We start from the raw sequence: 19,451 nt of genomic DNA, 5'->3' as shown, positions 1-19,451 counted from the left end.
ATATTCTCAAAGGAAGGTTACTTAATGAATGAAGCGAATATTCCCCTAACATCATCAGAAATTGGTTCTCTTTGGACTGGCTATATGAATGATAGTATGTCGAAGCAAGTACTGGGTTTTATGTTGAAGCACATTCAAGATGAAGATATAAAACCTGTTGTGCAGTATGCCTATGATATTTCGTCCAACCATTTGAATACATTAGTACCTATTTTTGAAAATGAACAATTCACTATTCCAAATGGGTTTACAGAACAAGATGTAAACATGAACGCACCGTGGCTTTTTTCAGACACACTTTGTTTAATGTATGTGAATCATATGGCGAAGGCTGGAATGTTAATATACAGCGGTTTTGTTTCGATGAGTTACCGGGATGATGTATGTAACTATTTTGTGCAGGCGTTAAATGACACCAGTAACCTTTATAAACAATCACTCGAAACGGGTCTTTCCAAGGGATTAATTGCCAGACACCCTTATATGGAAGTTCCCAAAGAAACAGACTATGTTGACAGTAAAAAGTATTTAATCGGCTTAAACCCATTCAGTGATAAACGGCCATTAAATGCTGTTGAGATTTCCCATTTGTATCAGAACATCCTAACAAATTCAATAGGGATGCACTTATGCATTGCATTTGCACAAACGTCGCCATCTAAAGATGTACAGGATTACATGATTCGTGGAAGGGACATCTCGAAAAAGCATCTAAAAATTTTTACAGATACACTTTTGCAAGATGATGTTGAATCTGCACAGTCCAATGTAAGTGTAAGTGGCTCTACAACTCAAACTTTTTCAGATAAATTAATGATGTTTCACATGAATTTGCTTATATCTGCAGGAATGGGGAATTATTCTACTGCTGCATCTACCAGTCAACGAAGTGATTTGATGATTAACTATGAACGATTATCATTTGAGATTTCTCGGCTTGCCAAAAGTGGAGCTAATATCATGATTAAACATAATTGGCTGGAACAACCACCTGGAATAAAAGATCCTAAAAAATTAGCGAAGAGTCAACAAAAAGGGTGACTTTGTTAAGGTCAACCTTTTGTTGATTCTGTTAAAACAAAGACCGACCCGATTGTGCCAACAAATATACTTCCAGAAAATGGACTTTTAAAGTGATAGTGGCCACAGTTTTATTCAGAATGGCGCCCGTTGATTGAACAAGTAGTGTTCAAATTGCACTACTTATTCTTGCTCGTCCAGTTCAATAAAAAATTGACCTTTACGGTACGAAACAGCATCCATGGTAGCAATCAGATTTTGCCCATGATAAATGTCAGTTCGGTAGAACCCGGTACGATAATTTCGTTTTATTTCCGTTGTACGTGCAACTATCTTGTCACCAGGTTTTGCAGATTCAATAAACTGAATGGTTGTCGAGAGTCCCAATGATGTTCTTCCATATGCGTTACAGGCGGCAGAAAATGCATGATCTGCTAAAGCATAAATAACTGCCCCATGAACAGTTCTATATGCATTTACCATATGGCTTTGCACATCTAGCACGGCTTCTGCAAAACCAGCTTCTAATTTTGTTAACTGGATACCTAACGCCTGAGCATATGGGTCGTTTTTCACTTGCTCCCGGATTTGTACGTAGTGTTTTTCGTGAATTTGAAGCTCATCAATTCTCTTCCCCACTATTATCCACCCCTTCTTTACTTTATTTTTTACTCCTATCTATTTCATAAAATGTATCCAAAATACCTGTAATTCTTTTATCGTCAATGTAATTAAAAAATCATTTGAACCAAGAGCATGTATACAATTGTTCCTCCAGCTATGGAGAGAAGCATATTCTTCTTCCAATAGTGAAGCAATGTAACGACTGATACCCCAATAATTTCAGGGATACCATGATTTCCCGATAAAAAGCTCACATCTTTAAAACAATAAATAACCAAAAGGCCTAATACCGCTGCTGGTAATACTTTACCGAGATACTGTATATAGTTCGGTGTCGGTTTACCGGATGGGAACACAAGAAATGGAAGAAACCTTGTGATAACTGTACCTAAAACAACCATGGCAATCACAATAATCTGCTGAGATATACTCATCGTCATACGACTTCAGCCTCGGCTTTCTCCAATGATTTTCTAAACAGGGTTAAGAGACCTAAAATTGCTATCATTGCAGGAATAATGAATTTACTTCCGCCAAAAATAATCAGGCAGACAATGGAAGCTCCCAGACCTACAAGTGAACTGGTATGCTTTTCTTCCTTCATCCATTGTTCAAGAAAAATGACTACAAATAGGGCAGTCATGACAAAATCGAGTCCTTCAATATTGAAATTGACAAAAGAACCAAAAATGCCGCCTAGAGTTGCACCTAATACCCAATAGAAATGATTAAACAGTGTGACAAAAAACATAACCCAGCCTTTATCGATATTTTTCGGTACATCCATTGTACTATTGATTGCAAAGGCTTCGTCGCAAAGTCCATACACCATATACCACTTCTTCTTCCCGATGCCATCATACTTTTCAAGCATGGAAAGACCATAAAATAAATGCCGTGCATTTACCGTCAGAGTTAGAAAAAGAGCAGTAAGTGGACTAAAAGTACCAACCAATAAATTTGCTGCAACAAACTCCATGGAACCTGCAAACACGATAAGACTAATCAGAATGGGGTAAATGGCACTAAAGCCCAATGAATTCATCATGAGGCCGTAAGCAATTCCCAAAAATACAAATCCAGCAAAAATTGGGACTGTTTTTGGAAAAGCTACACGAGCTGCAATCCATATTTGATTACTTCTACTCATATCTTTATATTGACTGGAGGAATTTTCATTAGGTGAATCTATATTTTCATGCAAATTTATAGCCCCCTAAACTTCATCAATGGGTACACTGACAGTTCTTTTTTCTGTACTCATCACCATGCTTGTATCAACGCCGCTGACTGCCGGATTCTGCATTAATGAATCAATGATAAAATTCCTATAACTTTCCATGTCCTTTGTTATGATCTTGAGCATATAGTCATGGCTTCCTGTAAGTGTGTAGCACTCTTGAACCTGCGGATATTTGTTTATATCTTCTAAAAATGAATGAATCGTTTCTCTATTCAAAGGTGATAGGTTGATGAGAGCTATGGCTGTGACTTCAATTCCCAGTTTTTTCTCATCAACAATCGTCGTAAACTTTTTAATAACACCTGTTTCTGCCAAATTTTTTGTTCTTGCAAGACAAGCCGATGGTGAAAGTCCAATTTTTTTTGATAAATTTAGATTTGAAATGGAAGCATCTTCCTGTAATTCTCGTAATATTGCCTTATCATGTTCATCAAGATTACTTGTCATTTTGCACCTCCTCAAAATAATAAAATTATATTTTGTTTAATAAGCATTTTACCAAATAATTAACCGTTAACCAAGCAAATATTTAAATATAATTCATGTTAAATGAATGTTCAGGAAATCTATTGCATCAGCTCTTTCACACTAAAATGAGATATTAATTCAAGCAAAACCCCCTACCGTTTTGGTGGGGGGACAAAGAACGTAGCGATATTTTATTATTCTGCCTTTAGTTAAAGTAAAATCCTTCATAACCGTCCCTATTGCTTATCGGAAGTAAAATTATTCATGTGAATTTAGTTTATACTTGTTAATTAGGTACATGTAGTTATAAAAAAGTTGTTCAACAATATGGCTCAATTCTGATGGACGCCTTCTTCCGCGAACGCACACTGTTTACAGAAAATTGTAATTATTATCTTAATTTAATATTAGCCTTATATGTTCTTAACGATCACCAAAGTTATGTTTTTTATATGCCAATGGCGTTATGTTCATCATCTTACGGAATTTATCAATGAAATAGCTTGTACTGTTAAAACCTACTTGATAGGCAATTTCCGTAACATTGGCGTCTGTATGTTGCAGCAGACTTAAGCTTGCTTGAATTCGGTAGTCAGTTACATAACGTAATGGCGTCGTTTTTAACATGCTTTTGAAATATCGGCAGCATTCAGAACGGCTCAACCCGCCAGCACTTGCAATATCATCTAGCATAATTTTCTCTCCATAATGGCGATGTATCCAGTTTAACATTTGCTTCATCCGATGATTCTTTAGCGCTTCCGTTTGATTGTATTCTAATGAAAAGCCATTAATAATGAGGTTTTTCCAAATAAACGTGGTCTGTAAGGCAATTTCGATTTCAAAGTATGGGGGTTCCTGTTCAATTCTCTCCTTAATTTTCATAATAGCCCCTAAAATGTTACGCCCCCAATTATCATTTGCATCAATGTATAAATAAGGTAAATTAGTTGCTTGAATATAAGGGTATACATAAGTTGTATAAAGTTCTTGAGGTAAAATGAAATGAGGAGAAACATTTAAACAAATATAAATACAGTCTGACTGGTTCTTTTCTTCGGCCATATGCAGACAACCACTATTTATAAACAGCCCATCTGCTTCTCGAAGCTCTATTTTTTCTTCATTTATTTGAAAGTTTGCTTCGCCTTTTACAACCAAAACAAATTGTATTTCATCATGCCAGTGAAGGGGAATATAACCTTGTATATTTTGACGAATCACCGTTTCATAACAGGCTATTGGTAAGGAAATTGTACGATGGCTAGTGAGTTCTTTCAAGTTTTCCCCCACTTCAATATTTTTAAATTTCAAATCATCACCTCAATATATTTATATTATTTGATTCAATCTATGTATTATTACAGCGAATTTTCGTTTATCATAACATTATCCTTATAATTTGAGGTGAAGAAAATGATGGATAGACCTAATAAAAAAATAGGATTAATTCTTGTTATAACAGGAGCCACCTTTTGGGGTGTCGGGGGTACGGTTTCACAAAAACTCTTTCAGCAATATGCCATCGATGTTAATTGGCTCGTAATCGTTCGCTTGCTCATAGCTGGTATCTTACTTTTAGTCGTTCAGGCGTTAAGAAAAGACTTTTCTCAAGTTTTCAGTGTTTGGAAAAATAAAAAGACAGCAATCAAGTTAATTATTTTTGGGTTACTCGGCATGCTTGCGGTTCAATACACATATATGGCATCTATTAATCACGGTAATGCAGCTGTTGCAACGCTATTACAATATCTAGCTCCTGTCATGATTATTATATATTTACTTGTGCGCAAACAAACGGTCTTAACACGCCAGGATGTGTTGACGATTTCATTATCTTTAGTTGGCTGCTTTTTCTTATTAACAAATGGATCCTTATCACAACTATCTGTTCCAATACCTGCCATCATTTGGGGGTTATTATCCGGACTTGCTTTGGCCTTTTATACGTTATATGCTGTTCCCTTACTGAAACAATACGATTCCCTTGTTGTTGTTGGCTGGGCTATGATTATTGGCGGTTTGGCATTAAGTTTGATCCAGTCTCCTTGGCAAATGGATTATACAAACTTAACGGTAGAAATTTATTTATACCTCGCTTTTGTAGTCATTTTCGGTACAATGATTGCGTTTTGGTTCTATATTGAAAGCTTACAAAGTCTTTCACCTAAAGAGACAAGTCTGTTAGGCAGTCTAGAACCTCTATCAGCTGTTTTAACAACAGTCATTTGGTTAAATGAGCCTTTTGGATATTTACAATGGGTTGGTACAGCTTGTATTCTTGGGATGACTGTATTACTTGCATTCAATACAAAGTCTTCTACAGAGAAAAAATCAGGTAAAAATGGAAAGTCCCCCAGAGTTGAATAATTGTCCTTTAAACTTCAGGGGGGACTTTTCTTTAAGTCCTAATTCTCAATTTTATTGGTATGGTTAGTGCAAAATATGATTTTGCGATACGTAATGGGACCCGTTATCAAACTTGATGAGGTTTCTTTCGTTTTTCTTCATGGAATACTCTTCTAATTTTTCTTTCGGCATTGTTACGAACCTGGATAACACGACTTCTGGATATGCATAAAGTTGAAGCTAATTCATTAATAGGAGTTGATTCTTTTTTCAAACCATAAAACTCGTCCAAGATAAACAATTCCCTTTCTGATAACCTGTCTAGAAGCAGAGGACGTACGGTTCTGTATATCGCTATAAAACGTATAAATCTTTCTGATTCCCGGTCTTTTAGTATTTTATAGTAAGATCTTCGTGCACCCCAGTTTGGAACCTCAATCATTTCCTTAAAGAAAATCATGTCATCATCATTTAATTCATATCTATTATTCATTAATATATCTCCCTTGTTGACTGTTCTAAGTCATTTACAGTGTTTTCCAATCAAGTAATTGTGAAATGCCGCGGATTATAATACCATTGCATTATTTTTGCAAGTAAGCTATTAAATAACTGACGCATATCCCATTTTCCTTGTAATTTAAATCCTATGAATATATTTCTAAGTATCTCTAAACATTATTCAACATGCCCGATGAAGCACGTTAATTTAAGTGTACTTCTTCACAAACTTTACATAAGAGTTACTATTTATTAATAACAATCGATAATTTATAGTTTGCATATTCATTTAATTCTTCCAAAAATTCATCTAATACTTCATTGGATGGAAATTTACATTCAAGAAGATAGCAGCCATCTCCACTAATTTTATAGTTATATATAACGTATTGTTCTTGTGTTTTTATAAATGAGATATAAGGTTGGTGATTAATACTTTGTGTCATGATCGTAATAAAGGCATGTACATGACACCCTAATTTGCTTTGGTTAACCTTTATCGTATACCCCTCAATCACGCCACTGTCCTCTAGCTTGGCTATTCTGTCTGAGGCAGCCTGTCCAGTCAAATGAACTTTTTCACCCAATTCTTTCATCGTAATCCGACTATTTTTGGATAGTTCATCGATAACACGCATATCTGTACTATCTAACATTATTCAAATCCTTTCAGTTATCAAGTAGAACGGCAAAAAGACTTGATTTCATCCATGTATGTCTTCATTGATGATAATATATAATAAATGTAAATAAAAGCAAAGGAGTTATAACCATGAATATACAACAAATTCGCAATGCAACTCTGATCGTTGAGTATGCAGGGAAGAAATTCTTAATAGATCCATTTTTAGCGGAAAAAGGGACTTACCCTCCTTTTCCGGATTCGGCAAGACAAGATCAAAATAATCCGTTAGTTGATTTACCAACTTCTATTGATCATATTATTAATCATGTAGACGCCGTCATAGTTACACATCTTCATTTAGACCACTGGGATAATGTTGCCAAAGAGGTACTTCCAAAAGAAATCAAATTGTTTACGCAAAATGAAGAGGATGCTTCAGAAATTAAGAACAGTGGTTTTAAAAACGTGGAAGTTTTGCAAGAAGATACCGTCTTTGCAGATATCCAATTATCTAAAACCAAGGGTGAGCATGGTAGAGGGGAAATACTAAAAGTTGCTGGTCCCGTATGTGGCGCTGTTTTTAAACACCCAAATGAAAAAACATTATACGTAGCTGGAGATACAGTTTGGTATGAAGGCGTTCAAGAGGAAATTGAAACACACCAACCAGAAATCATTGTAGTAAATGCCGGAGATAACCAATTCCTCGAAGGTGGTTCTCTCGTAATGGGAAAAGATGATGGATATGAAGTATATAAGGCGGCGCCTAATGCAAAAATTATTGCTAGCCATATGGAAGCTGTCAATCATTGGACCCTATCACGAGAAGAATTAAAAAACTTCATAAATGAAAAAGGCATCTCCTCTAATGTCTTAGTTCCCGACGATGGCGAATCATACTCGTTTTAGCAGTTAAAGCAGAAAGAAAACATTCTTTCTGCTTTAAGTTATAAACAAAGTTATTAAACATAGTTACTACCTATCCGTTTTTGTTATGTACATTACGCTTACACCTTTTGCATCAGATTTACTCCCTTCGAAATAATATCTCTCAATATTCAAGTCTTCAACAATCTGGCCCTTATGTATAGAACGGGCTCCATGACTTATTCAGGAATGGCGCCCTTATATTCAATTTGGTTGCTGATACTTATTCCTGAGTTGCGCCCGTTGATTGAACAATGGGAAGGTTATATTAGCCTTGGAAAGTGTAAGGGACGAAAGATTCAAGCAGTCCTTCTATGCCACTGGGATTATACGGCATTAACTTGTTTGCTGTTTGAAAATCCACCCACTTTTTCTCTTCAATTTCATTTTCATATTGAATTGAAGGGCTTCCGTTAATTATTTTTGCTTTGAATGTTGTAAACAAAGCGTGATGACCCCTTTCCTTAAAAAAGGCTTCGTTAACCGAAACAATGTGTTCAACTTCTACTGTTAACCCTGGCTCTTCTTTAACCTCGCGCATAACTGCCTGTTTAAACGTTTCCCCTTTTTCAACTGCTCCACCAGGAAGAGACCAGCCACTCCCCCTATTATTAACCATCAGAACCTTTTTTGCTCACAAATTAAGTCCGTATGCTACATCTACCCTGATCACTTTCTCACCATCCCACTATTTTAAAACCACTATTATCTAACAAGATTATAACAGAACCTTTATTCCGTAATATGGTCCAGCTTAGGAAGCAGTTGTTCGATTACCGCGCCCTTTTCCTGAAGATTTGAATTCAAGATAGTATGAGAAAACCTGTTAATTTCAAAGCACCAATATAATTACATACGCTACCCCTTTATTACTGTGGTACAGTAGTTTCACGATTTATGGCTTTAACCGCTTGAATTTATTGTTTATAGATAAATAAAAACTCGGGTGGTTGACTTAAAGCATCCAGTCAATTACAATATATTAGTTGTTAACCGTATGGTCATTTTTGACCGATTAGTCGTACGATGAACAACGAATTTTCGGATGTCAAAATCCAAAACGGAAACTGTGCGTTGTTCATCATGTATTTAACCAATTATTCGAGTACAAGGCATAAGTACCTTCATGTTACGAAAGAGGTGAGTGCGGGATGACCAGAAAAAAAGAAGAAATTATGCAGTCGGCGACCCACCTTTTTTCGGAAAAAGGTTATTTCAACACATCCGTACAGGAAATTGCTGATGACTGCAAAATTTCAAAGGGATCATTGTATAACGTTTTTAATTCTAAAGAAGAACTTTTGATCCAGGTCATTGAACACAATCAAAATAAAGTCTTGCAAAAGGCTGTGAACATCAGCCTTGAATCCTTTTCGTCCCCAAAAGAAAAGCTCATCAAAAAAATTGCTGTACAATTTGAGGGCATTCGTGATAACAGGGCTTTTATAACCATGCTGCTTCGGGCAATGCCCCCTCATGACAATCCAAGAATTCCATGGCTTATGAAAAAAATCAGAGTGACAATGATGAATTGGTATAAGGACTGCCTGATGGAAGCCTATGGAAGCCGGGTGGAACCCTATATCTGGGATCTTGTCATCATGTTTCAGGGAGCATTGAGGGAATATGCGAATTTGGCTATTCATGAAAATAAGGACATAGATTTTCAAGTCGCTGCCCGCTTTGTCATAGAACGATTTGATACGATGATCCACCACACATCGGACGTGGAACCCTTCTTAACGTCTCAAAAAATGGAAGAATACGAAGCGTTTGAACCGGACCAACAATATGAATCACCCCAGGAACAAATCCAAAAACTTTTGGAAGAACTTCGTGGGAAGATCGAACGATTATCAATGCCCAGAGAAATCCAACAAGAATCAATATCTGCCGTTCAATCGTTACAAGAAGAGATTAATGAAAACGAACCAAGGAAATTTCTCATTAAAGCCCTATTGTTGTACTTGACGGAAATCAAGGAATGTCACCCCTTGGTTCATCGCATTGAGACTGTTTTGCAGGCAACATACTACTAAATATTAAAAGTCTGGAAATATGACTCATGAAATAACGTAAACAGCAAAAATTTTACGCAAACAACAAAAACTTCTACAAGAAGGAATTAATAATCGCAATTGCATATGCAATGAAATTTTACTGCAAGGAAGATGGTATATCATGGAAAATACAGAAACGTTTAATTGGAAAAAATATGTCCCGCTTTTCGCGGTGTTATTATCAGGCGCTTTCATTACCATTTTAAATCAGACACTTCTTGGTACTGCGCTCCCACCCATCATGCAAGATCTCAATTTAAGTGAGAGTACAGTACAATGGCTGCAATCCGTTTTTATGCTCGTAAACGGGATTATGATTCCAGTTACGGCTTTTTTAATCGACAAATTCACAACACGAAAGCTATTTCTAACTGCAATGGGATTGTTCGCCACAGGAACCCTTGTTGCCGCGATTTCACCGAATTTTACATTCTTAATGGCTGCGCGTGTATTACAAGCATCTGGAGCTGGCATTATGATGCCACTCATGCAAACCATTTTGTTTCTTACCTTTCCAGTACACAGAAGAGGTACAGCGATGGGACTGTTCGGACTTGTTATCGCATTCGCCCCGGCCATCGGTCCGAGTCTTTCGGGCTTTCTCGTTGATCAGTTCCCATGGCGCAGTGTGTTTTATGTTATACTGCCAATCGCCGTTTTAGATATTATAGCGGCTTACTTCTTACTCAGAAATGTGACGGAACAGAAAAACCCAAGTTTGGATATATTATCCGTCATTCTTTCGACAATTGGATTTGGCGGACTTCTATACGGATTCAGCACCGCTGGTAACGCGGGATGGCTCAGCCTTCAGGTCATATTATCCATTGTGATCGGCATCGTTTCTCTCTACCTGTTCATTACAAGACAATTGAAACTGAAAGAGCCGCTTCTTGAATTCAGGGTGTTCAAACATGGCACTTTTACTTTGGCGACGGGGCTTGGGATGGTCGTCTTCGCTGCGATGATTGGAACAAATATCATTTTGCCGTTATACATGCAGAATATGATTGGATTCTCAGCACTTAAATCCGGACTTGTGTTGTTACCCGGAGCAATTATTATGGGCTTTTCGAACCCGATCACCGGTTATCTTTTTGATAAATTCGGGGGGAAATGGCTTGCTCGGGGAGGCCTTTTGCTATTAGCGTTGACAACTTTCGCATTCACGAATTTATCCATGGATACAAGCTTCACATATCTGGCAACCATGAATGGTATTCGCATGATTTCCATCGCAATGGTCATGATGCCTATGACAACCTTAGCCTTGAATCAGTTGCCGGACCAACTGATTCCGCACGGGACTGCGATGAATAACACATTCCGTCAAGTTGCCGGTTCGATCGGTACGGCAATTCTTGTTACCATCATGTCTACAGCTGCCATACCAGATGAGACAGTATCGGGGCTTATTCATGGTGTAAATGTTTCCTTTATCGCAGCGGGAATCGCAGCTATTTTGGGATTCATACTTTCTTTTAAACTTAAAGAAGACGTAAAACCGGGAGATCGTTTATCTAAACATTAACTTAAACGACTACCTGCTAAAGCAGGTGGTCGTTTAATTCTTCAACAATTATTCCAGATTAGCGCCCGTTCGTATTATACAAGAGTGTTTCAAAGAACTTATTAAAATAAATCCCCTTTAACGGACTAGTCATTTAGCTAAATGTTTCTTATTAATAGGGATAGGGTAATGTAATTTCAAGATACAAAAATATGCAAGCACTTATGGACTAGTAGCCTCTGATCAAAATTGAGAAAAGATGAATAGTTTTGGATAGAAACAAATAATATTAAAATGGTTGTTATTTTCCGGAGTCGATAAAAGAATCGTAAGCAGCAACTTGCGACCCGGACAGTTATCCGCAAGGCACGACGACTCCGAATCAGGATTTTCACAAAAGAGTAATTACCCCACGTTTACGGAGACGACAGGGTAATTACTACTTTTCATGGCTGTCAGCAAGTAAAACAACGAGTGTTCCAAACATCAACATCAACTCGAGAGTCTTGTCAATATCAATCACTCGCTCCCCCTTTCTGAGGGGAATTCGAAGCCGCCAAGTAAAAGAGTAATACTGGACCTATGTCAAGAAATTGGACACTTAAAATTTGGAATTCTTGTTAAGTATTTATCAGGCTGCTCCTGTAGCCTTCGCTGCAGAGAAACAAATTCTCCCCATCATTACTTTTTAGGTAACAGAAATTCCACTCCGTTCGTTCCAGCCATTCGTTGCGCATACTTTTTCTCATAAGCTATCGGTGACAAATATCCTATAGACGAATGAACACGTTTATAATTATAGAAAGTCATGATGTAGGCAAATATACTTTGCTTTGCTTGTGCACGTGTCTGATATCTTTGATGAAATATAAGCTCTTTCTTCATGACACTATGAAAAGATTCGATAGAAGCATTGTCATAACAGTTGCCTTTTCTGCTCATACTTGTCGTGATCTTATAGTTTCGTAGAATGGCCTGGTAGTCATGGGCTGCATATTGACTGCCACGGTCAGAATGATGAATCAGTCCCTCCTGTGGTTCCTGTTGACGAATCGCTCTTTGTAAAGCTGTCATCGTTAAAGCCTTTGTCATTCGCCTGCTCATTTCCCAACCGATGATTCTTCTTGAAAATAAATCCATGACAGTGGCTAAATACAACCACCCTTCATTGGTCCATACATAAGTGATATCACTAACCCAAACTTCTCCTGGGTGGTCTACGTGGAAATTCTGATTCAATAAATTAGGATAAACAGGATAAGAATGCTTTGAATTTGTCGTTGCTTTATATTTCTTCACTGTTTTCGAACGTAAGCCATTCTCCTTCATAATACGGGTCACAGTCTTTTGTGATACGTCCCAGCCTTCCTGTTTTAATATTTCTGTGATTTTTGGGCTGCCGTATCTTCTATAGGACTCTATATATACTCGCTTCACCTGTGCTGTGAGCTTTTCTTTTCGCTTTTCCTGGTTACTCTTGGATCGAACCCTCCAATCGTAATAGCCACTTTTCCAAACACCTAATACCTCGCACATCTTCGCCACACGGAATTCGTGTCGGTGTTTTTCGATGAAGTCATAAATTACTTCCGGCTTTTTGCGAAGATGCCCATAGCCTTTTTTAGTATGGCATTCTCCTCTTCCAAGTCACGAATACGCTTATCCTTTTCATACTCTACTTTATCTTTGGCAGGAAGGTTCCCGCTCCCTACAAAGGCATCTTCTTGTTCTTCTTCATATTTAGCCACCCATTTTATGCAATGTTTGATGGACTATATCCAGTTCTCGTGCTACTTCTGCCACCTTTCTGCCATCTTCCGTCACCATCTTTACAGCATACATTTTAAACTCTTTATCGTATCGTTTCCCGCTCATCTTGGACACTCCTAAGAATTAATAGTTTCAGTATAAAAATCTCTGTTTTCTGTGTCCAATTATTAGGCTAACATCATACTTTTTACTGCTTCTCGCGCAGACGCTCCCGATGTATCAAAAAAGGACGCAATTCTTATTTGAAGTACGTCCTTTTATGTAATAAGCATTTTAATAATCACTTTTTCTTTTTAATATACGCTTTTAATGAAAGACTTGCTTTTTACTCTACCACACTGTTCGCCTTTTTTAGCCCTTTAATCGTTCCCACATGCATTCCTTCATGATACATTGTGAAATTCAGAATCTCACCGATGGTTGATAGTGATTGAAAAGGTTCCGCAGCTTTTTCATCCAACTGTCCGGATAAAGCCTCCCTCAGTTTTACTGGCTGTTCTTCTAGAAGTTGCCCCAACTCATCAAGTGTCGGTACATCTCCTTGCCAATCGGCTGGCTTTGTCCCTGGGGCAAATAGTTCAAGATAGCGAGGTGGTGTTTCGATATTTTTACCGCCAAATTTCGAAAGCAAAACATTTTGAACCGTGTAAATGTGGCCTAGATTCCAACGGATCGTGTTGCGGAATCCTTCTGGTATTTGATCTGCCTGTTCTTCTGACAAATCTTCCATTTCATTCAATGTGTTTTGCCTGACTAAGTTAATTTGCTGGAAAATCATTTCTTCGTTCATCTTTGCATCATGCTCCTTCCCTTTCCCCTTATTTTACCCTCTGTAACTACGGTCCTCAACAATATGGTCCGATAAATCATAAAAGGACGCAATTTATTCCTGAACTGCACCTCCAATTTGTTGTTGTGTCTAACAATTGGGGTGTCGTTCAATTCCGCGAAAGCGCCCGATCGTATAATTTAAGATTTAAAACTCTAGTCAATGTACTTTTCTACTGAATGATCATCCGCAAATTTTATAAGATTCTTTGAGGTCCAAATAAGAAATAATCCAAATCCAAGTATTGTAAACCCCAAAAGCCAATATAAGTTGTAAAAGGTTCCATAGATAATTGACGCAAAAATTAAAAATACCAAAATACCGATCCCAATAATGGTGACCACCCAGCCAATTATCAGTATAAAACTGGAGAAAAATTCTATAATGCTTTTCAAAAAACCATCCTAACAGTATTCCGGATTTGCGCCCGTTGGCAGAACTTCAATCCACTCAAGCAGTTTGAGCTCATTCCACCATTTCAGGAGGACGTACAAAAACACCCAATTTGCAATTTTAATTTTCCAAAACATGTATATTGTAGTGATTTTGTAGTAGTGATACAAATATAAATAATCATAAGTGGATTTTGGAGGTGAGAAGAATAGCAAGGGCAAAGAAATTAAAATTTCTTATTCCATTGTTGCTTTTATGCCTGATTTTAGCTGCTTGTGGAGAACCGAAAGTGGGAGACACTTTTAGATTAGAAAGGAATACCGTAGGAGGTATGGATATCAACTCTATGGACAAGACAGTTGATGAGATGAGGAAACTTCAAGAAATGGGAGATCCCGATTCCGTAGAGGAGCACCTAGACCTTAGTGAAATAAACAGTTTTAGTGTAGGTACAGTAGTAAGAGTGACAGAAATTAGTGATAAGCATAATATGTTTCAGATTGAAAGCATAAATCCGAAAACAGGGGATAATATGAAAATGTGGATTAAAGGAGATGAATTAAAAAGGGCTCTTCACTAAAATCTATGGCTGATATCTTAGGTTATGGTGTTAATGGCATCTAAAAAATGTACCATTTGTCAATCAAGCGTATTCATAAATTCTGTAAATACAACTTTACATGGAGAAGTAGTGATGGTAGACTAATTTGCCAAACAAGACCAACCCCTGCCCTATTGCCTTTCACCATTACCACAGAGGCTCCATGTCAAGTTACTTTGAGTATGAATATATATACTGCCATAAACGTATTTTAAAAATTTATTGCGAAACTGAATCTTACCAAAATATACATCTACGAAACAGGAGTAAAGACCCCCTCCTATTAAATATACAGGTAACGAATACATAAAATATATGATAAAGAGCCCTTTAAAAGAAAAATAAGCAATCCCAGCCTGTTGCTCGGTCATTGGTGTATATTCCCAAAATGCTAAAGACAGAGAAAGAATTAGTGTAGAGAGTACAGAAACAATAATTTTTTCTAAGAACTTCATTTATTCGACCTCCTTTCCCTCGACACTAATTCTTTAAATAATCTAAGCCATCTCCCCAAAAAAAGGATGGTTATCCTTATTCCGGATAGGCGCCCGATCGTATTGTGAAATTGTATATTTCATAATGACGGCTTATCTTCTAAAAACCAATTAAGAAATATATATACCCAAACAGAAACGGTAGCAGTAAGGAAAAATATCACTCTCACAATAAAAGAAGAAATGCCTAAATACTCCGCTATCCCCCCGCACACTCCGTATAACGCTCTATCTGTTGATGATCTCGCTAACTTTTGTGACATTAAAATTCCTTCCTTACTTCACAAAATTTATTCAATAATCTGGCTCTTATATCCGATATTAGCACCACTCCTTATTAGGGAAAAGCGCCGTTAACGGAACTTTACTCATTAAATAAATCCTCTTCTGGATAAGCAGCAGTCCAGTGATAAGGTTGCACCTCTGATAAAGTTTTAAAGACTATATCTTTTCCTGGTACACTGACTGCCACCTTTACATCTGGTCCCCATAAATTAATCTTTCCTGGCATACTCCACACGGAGACAAGACCTTGAATTCTGAATGTTCATCATCACGTACTACGCATATTGAATGAGTCACTTTTTTTCCTAGTTTATGAGCTTCAAGGATTGCTCCTGTTTCTATACAGAGTTCAGTGGAAGCAACAATGACTTCAGGTGCTATACTTGTTAAAATTGTATCATCTTCTAATGCCATCGCTGCGGCACCGCCCCAATCAGAAGGGTATTTTTCTTTAATTAATTCAACTGCCGAATCATATAATTTCTTTTCTATATCCATTGTTATTCCCCCTAGTAAATGATAATTGTAGTAAATTTTTGTGATTTGGATTGAGCTATGTTGTGCCATTAAATGGCCCTTAGTGTTATTTCGGAATGGCGACACATTATTGAAGACCGGAAACACTAAATAGAAGGCTAGAAATAGCTGTTTTATATTCTAATGAAAAATGAAAATTTCCGACTAGACCCCATATAGACTTTCTTTCAATTTAGCCTTTTAGAGCATTTCGCCTGTATAGAAAGAACTGGATAACTCATCGAAGTCATATTCTTTAAGTTCCTTCAAAGTGATATTTGCGTGTGCACCTTCATGCACCATTAAATTACTGTTATCACCGACATGAACTAAAATAACAGGTTTGTCCGTAGCATAAGCATAACCAAATTCCCAAGCTGTTCCACTGTCGGAATAGTTGCCATGATAAATACCTACAACGATTTCTGCCCACTTAATGTGTTTTATATCATCCATAAATGTTTCAATTGACCATTGGCGCGAACCAACCTTGACATTTTCAGCAATTGGCTTTCTCCTTGGTGAAAATACTTTCAAACCCTTTTCTGCCAAAATTTCCTCAACCTTTTCCAAATAACAAATCTCTTTATCATTAAAAAACGGACTAGCTAAATAAACTCTTTTCATTTTCCATTGACCTCCTGAGCGATTTATACAGCCCTATAACGGAATACCAGATGATCTTCTATTAGCCATAAATTCATTTTCTAAAATGCTCATTTCCCATAGGCTCCAGTAGTCATCACCATTTTTTCTAGAATCCCTAAGTAATCCCTCTTTTTTAAAACCGGCTTTTTCATAACAACCGATGGCAGACACATTAAAATCAAAAACGCCAAGACTAACTCTATGTAAATTTAGTTCATTAAAAGCAATTTTAAGTATTTCTGTCATCATTAATTGACCTATTCCTTGGCCTCTTACATTTTTATCACCGACTAATACTTTTCCTACCCTCGCAGACTTATTTTCTTTATCAATTTTACTCAAAGATATATGACCAACAACATTTGACGTTTCTTTATTGATCACCTTATACACCAATGTATCAGAATTAACATCATTTGCTTTCTCAATGTATTTTTCTAACTGACTTTCATCTAGGGGATAATTGAACCCGGGTCCTCCCCATTGAAGTAAAAATTCAGATGAATCAATCCAATTGATAAGTTGTCTGAAATCCGAACGTTCAAAGTATTTAAGTTCGACCATCATTTGTTCTCCTCTTTTATTTTTGATTTATACTGAAAACTATTGTATTCAAATTGTACCATTTCAAACCCCTTTTGTTGGCCGAAACTTTATCCCATAAAATTACCTACATACAAAAGAAAGGGTGCCTCTTATTCCAGATAGGCCCCCGTTCGTATTGCTGAAAGGTCTGCTGTATATCGTCGTCTTAATGTTTCTGGCTTTTGATATAATCAATTCGTTCTTGAACATTCCCATTAAACCTATGTTCTTTAAAATCAAAGAAGATTTAACCCTTTACTTTTTCAGCTATTCATTTTTATCTTCAGTTATACCACATTCAAATTTTTTTATTTCTAAATCTACCTTTTTTTGTTCCAACTCTATTTCCTTTCCCTTTAATTCGTAGCTTTTCTTTTTATCATATCCATAATAAATAAGAGAAAAGCCTATAATAATTGTTATATAAAACCAAAAACTCATTCCTTGCACCTCCAACTCTCCCAGCACTATGCCTGATTCATTCTTATTCAACTAACAATCCCTTTTCAGAGTGACGTCATCTTATTAGATTACTGCGCCCGTTAATGTGAAAAGCTAAAAAATAGGTGTCATTAATGAAGCACTGGAGTTATTTATTATCCTTTTTGGATCGTGATGGTATAGAGGAAAGAACCAATACAATTCCAATAATGGTTCCTATCAAGGATAAAATCCCTTTTAAACCTTGGTTAAAGGTTTGTTGGATGCCATATTTAAATTGAATTATTGTCAGACCGATTAAAATTATCCATCCAAAAGCACCTAGGATAATTCTTGTTTTTATTTTCATTTTTAAATCACCCATTTATTTGAGAATATCACCCTTATGTGCTATATGGACGCGATTTTATCAGAAACGCGTCCGTTTGCAGAATACTCAACTCACTTGATTATAAGTATTTTTTGCGTTAAAAAATCCGACTCTTCCTGTCATCCGCAAGAATAGTATTATACTATCCTTACGATGCAGAAATTTGATAACCAAAAAACATAATAATGAAAAAACTAAAAGACATAATCAAATTCAAAATGGTTAATATAACACTTTCACCTAAAACGCCAAAGGCTATGCCGATTGGACCAACAATATAGACTAGCATCCAAAAAGGACTGCTAATTTGGAAAATGACATTAGGGATCCAAAGTAAAAGGCAAATAATGAAACAGAGTAATGACCACTTCTTTAATTTAGGATTCACTCTAAATCAACTCCATTCCTATGGTGTAACTTTAAAACATCTATTAAATAATACGAATAAAGCTGCCAATGAAATGATGGTAAATCACAACCCACAACGGTAATTCATATTATCATCACGTTTAGAAATTGAACCTAAGGAAAAGAGTATCCTGTTTAGAAGCACACTTTCCTATTCGATTACCGCGCTCGATCGTATTATATGGTCAGCCAGTCATTGAACTGGTTGACCTATTTTTCATAGGTTTTATGCTTGAGGAAGTCGGGGGAGGATGCTCGCGCCCGTGGGACATCGGCCCCGTCCGTAATACTGTCACCCCCCCTACTTGTAGAAACATGTTTGAGGCTGGTTGGGACACGATCCCGCATAACAAGCGAAGCTATGAAACTACAAGATTGATTAGGGGCGCACCGGTGAATCTATTAAAGGAGTTGTGATCACATATGGACCCTGTCATTGGCCTGGATATCGCAAAAGGAGAAAGCCAGGTCCAAGCCTTTTTTACAAAGGAAAGAGGTTTATCCGGTTCACTGGATCCATGCCATGTTAAAACGTCAGGAAGTCTTTGTAGATCAATAATAAGAGATAATTTTAATTCATAATCTTCTAATACCTTATCGGTTCAACGGTAAGGGTATTTGGTATGCCCAAATTTAGTGTAACACGTTTTTTAAAACTTTTTTAGACTTGAGTGTTGACAACTATTAGCTGGTATTGTTTAACTATTACTATTGTTATTCCTTTTGGCTAAAAAGTAAGTGCTGCTTCCCATTACTCCGCCACGATGACGTAAAATAGTTTGTG

Annotated in this window: 21 protein-coding genes and 2 pseudogenes; 6 read left to right on the top strand and 17 right to left on the bottom strand. The window is 36.9% G+C overall.

Features of this window, described 5'->3' with window-relative positions:
- Positions 1 to 24 precede the first annotated feature (24 nt).
- The gene (locus ON01_RS06510; protein WP_010530208.1) at positions 25 to 1,041 is read left to right on the top strand and encodes a DUF3231 family protein; all 1,017 of its coding nucleotides are present in this window, start codon (positions 25 to 27) and stop codon (positions 1,039 to 1,041) included.
- 162 nt (positions 1,042 to 1,203) lie between these two features.
- Here the strand turns inward: ON01_RS06510 and ON01_RS06505 are convergent, their stop codons facing one another.
- From ON01_RS06505 to ON01_RS06485, 5 genes are all read right to left on the bottom strand, one after another.
- On the bottom strand, positions 1,204 to 1,659 hold the full coding sequence (locus ON01_RS06505) for a PaaI family thioesterase (RefSeq protein WP_010530207.1): 456 nt from the start codon (positions 1,657 to 1,659) through the stop codon (positions 1,204 to 1,206).
- A 92-nt stretch (positions 1,660 to 1,751) separates the two neighbouring features.
- Entirely contained in the window at positions 1,752 to 2,084 is a 333-nt protein-coding gene (locus ON01_RS06500; protein WP_029329018.1) for a branched-chain amino acid transporter permease, read from the bottom strand.
- The gene (gene azlC / locus ON01_RS06495) at positions 2,081 to 2,794 is read right to left on the bottom strand and encodes an azaleucine resistance protein AzlC (protein WP_029329017.1); all 714 of its coding nucleotides are present in this window, start codon (positions 2,792 to 2,794) and stop codon (positions 2,081 to 2,083) included. Before azlC ends, ON01_RS06500 begins: the two co-directional genes overlap by 4 nt.
- A gap of 66 nt (positions 2,795 to 2,860) precedes the next feature.
- Positions 2,861 to 3,334, bottom strand: coding sequence for an Lrp/AsnC family transcriptional regulator (locus ON01_RS06490; protein WP_010530204.1), 474 nt, complete (start codon positions 3,332 to 3,334; stop codon positions 2,861 to 2,863).
- Between the two features lie 444 nt (positions 3,335 to 3,778).
- Positions 3,779 to 4,669, bottom strand: a complete 891-nt coding sequence (locus tag ON01_RS06485; protein WP_010530203.1) for an AraC family transcriptional regulator — start codon at positions 4,667 to 4,669, stop codon at positions 3,779 to 3,781.
- A 105-nt stretch (positions 4,670 to 4,774) separates the two neighbouring features.
- Here ON01_RS06485 and ON01_RS06480 point away from each other — a divergent pair, with 105 nt between their 5' ends.
- Positions 4,775 to 5,725 carry a DMT family transporter gene (locus tag ON01_RS06480; RefSeq protein ID WP_010530202.1) on the top strand — a complete coding sequence of 317 codons (951 nt, stop codon included), beginning with the start codon at positions 4,775 to 4,777 and terminating at the stop codon, positions 5,723 to 5,725.
- 106 nt (positions 5,726 to 5,831) lie between these two features.
- Here the strand turns inward: ON01_RS06480 and ON01_RS06475 are convergent, their stop codons facing one another.
- Positions 5,832 to 6,197 (bottom strand): sigma-70 family RNA polymerase sigma factor, encoded by a 366-nt coding sequence (locus ON01_RS06475; protein ID WP_010530201.1) that lies wholly within the window; start codon positions 6,195 to 6,197, stop codon positions 5,832 to 5,834.
- Between the two features lie 253 nt (positions 6,198 to 6,450).
- Positions 6,451 to 6,861 carry an Lrp/AsnC family transcriptional regulator gene (locus ON01_RS06470; RefSeq protein WP_010530200.1) on the bottom strand — a complete coding sequence of 137 codons (411 nt, stop codon included), beginning with the start codon at positions 6,859 to 6,861 and terminating at the stop codon, positions 6,451 to 6,453.
- 116 nt (positions 6,862 to 6,977) lie between these two features.
- On the opposite strand from ON01_RS06470, the gene ON01_RS06465 reads away from it, so the two are divergent.
- Entirely contained in the window at positions 6,978 to 7,739 is a 762-nt protein-coding gene (locus ON01_RS06465; RefSeq protein ID WP_010530199.1) for an MBL fold metallo-hydrolase, read from the top strand.
- 286 nt (positions 7,740 to 8,025) lie between these two features.
- On the opposite strand, the gene ON01_RS06460 is transcribed toward ON01_RS06465, so the two are convergent.
- Positions 8,026 to 8,376: an NUDIX hydrolase gene (locus tag ON01_RS06460; RefSeq protein WP_010530198.1), complete on the bottom strand. Its 351-nt coding sequence runs from the start codon at positions 8,374 to 8,376 to the stop codon at positions 8,026 to 8,028.
- 532 nt (positions 8,377 to 8,908) lie between these two features.
- Between ON01_RS06460 and ON01_RS06455 the strand changes: the two genes are divergently transcribed.
- Together ON01_RS06455 and ON01_RS06450 are read left to right on the top strand one after the other, a co-directional pair.
- A complete protein-coding gene (locus ON01_RS06455) occupies positions 8,909 to 9,796 on the top strand; it encodes a TetR/AcrR family transcriptional regulator (RefSeq protein WP_010530197.1) in 888 nt (295 codons plus the stop codon).
- 142 nt (positions 9,797 to 9,938) lie between these two features.
- Positions 9,939 to 11,348: an MDR family MFS transporter gene (locus ON01_RS06450; protein WP_010530196.1), complete on the top strand. Its 1,410-nt coding sequence runs from the start codon at positions 9,939 to 9,941 to the stop codon at positions 11,346 to 11,348.
- Positions 11,349 to 12,008: 660 nt separating this feature from the next.
- On the opposite strand, the pseudogene ON01_RS06445 reads toward ON01_RS06450, so the two are convergent.
- Both ON01_RS06445 and ON01_RS06435 read right to left on the bottom strand, forming a co-directional pair.
- Positions 12,009 to 13,202: pseudogene (locus ON01_RS06445) on the bottom strand (IS3 family transposase).
- Positions 13,203 to 13,422: 220 nt separating this feature from the next.
- A complete protein-coding gene (locus ON01_RS06435) occupies positions 13,423 to 13,887 on the bottom strand; it encodes a DinB family protein (protein ID WP_010530194.1) in 465 nt (154 codons plus the stop codon).
- Positions 13,888 to 14,518: 631 nt separating this feature from the next.
- On the opposite strand from ON01_RS06435, the gene ON01_RS06425 reads away from it, so the two are divergent.
- The gene (locus tag ON01_RS06425; RefSeq protein ID WP_010530192.1) at positions 14,519 to 14,899 is read left to right on the top strand and encodes a hypothetical protein; all 381 of its coding nucleotides are present in this window, start codon (positions 14,519 to 14,521) and stop codon (positions 14,897 to 14,899) included.
- A gap of 152 nt (positions 14,900 to 15,051) precedes the next feature.
- Here the strand turns inward: ON01_RS06425 and ON01_RS06420 are convergent, their stop codons facing one another.
- From ON01_RS06420 to ON01_RS06395, 7 genes and pseudogenes are all read right to left on the bottom strand, one after another.
- Entirely contained in the window at positions 15,052 to 15,375 is a 324-nt protein-coding gene (locus ON01_RS06420) for a hypothetical protein (RefSeq protein WP_010530191.1), read from the bottom strand.
- A 119-nt stretch (positions 15,376 to 15,494) separates the two neighbouring features.
- A complete protein-coding gene (locus tag ON01_RS06415; protein ID WP_010530190.1) occupies positions 15,495 to 15,677 on the bottom strand; it encodes a PspC domain-containing protein in 183 nt (60 codons plus the stop codon).
- A 101-nt stretch (positions 15,678 to 15,778) separates the two neighbouring features.
- Positions 15,779 to 16,197, bottom strand: a pseudogene (locus ON01_RS06410) (cytidine deaminase).
- 219 nt (positions 16,198 to 16,416) lie between these two features.
- The gene (locus ON01_RS06405) at positions 16,417 to 16,842 is read right to left on the bottom strand and encodes a nucleoside 2-deoxyribosyltransferase (protein ID WP_010530188.1); all 426 of its coding nucleotides are present in this window, start codon (positions 16,840 to 16,842) and stop codon (positions 16,417 to 16,419) included.
- Positions 16,843 to 16,875: 33 nt separating this feature from the next.
- Positions 16,876 to 17,427 (bottom strand): GNAT family N-acetyltransferase, encoded by a 552-nt coding sequence (locus ON01_RS06400; RefSeq protein ID WP_010530187.1) that lies wholly within the window; start codon positions 17,425 to 17,427, stop codon positions 16,876 to 16,878.
- A 288-nt stretch (positions 17,428 to 17,715) separates the two neighbouring features.
- Complete coding sequence (locus tag ON01_RS19180; protein WP_138919745.1) at positions 17,716 to 17,940, bottom strand: hypothetical protein; 225 nt, start codon at positions 17,938 to 17,940, stop codon at positions 17,716 to 17,718.
- A 97-nt stretch (positions 17,941 to 18,037) separates the two neighbouring features.
- Positions 18,038 to 18,238, bottom strand: a complete 201-nt coding sequence (locus ON01_RS06395; RefSeq protein ID WP_138919744.1) for a hypothetical protein — start codon at positions 18,236 to 18,238, stop codon at positions 18,038 to 18,040.
- Positions 18,239 to 19,451: the final 1,213 nt, after the last annotated feature.

The sequence above is a fragment of the Lentibacillus jeotgali genome, from assembly GCF_000224785.1.
In the GTDB taxonomy this organism is placed as follows: Bacteria; Bacillota; Bacilli; order Bacillales; family Amphibacillaceae; genus Lentibacillus; species Lentibacillus jeotgali.
Note: the sequence above shows the minus strand (reverse complement) of the source record. Positions and strands in the feature narration are given on the sequence as shown.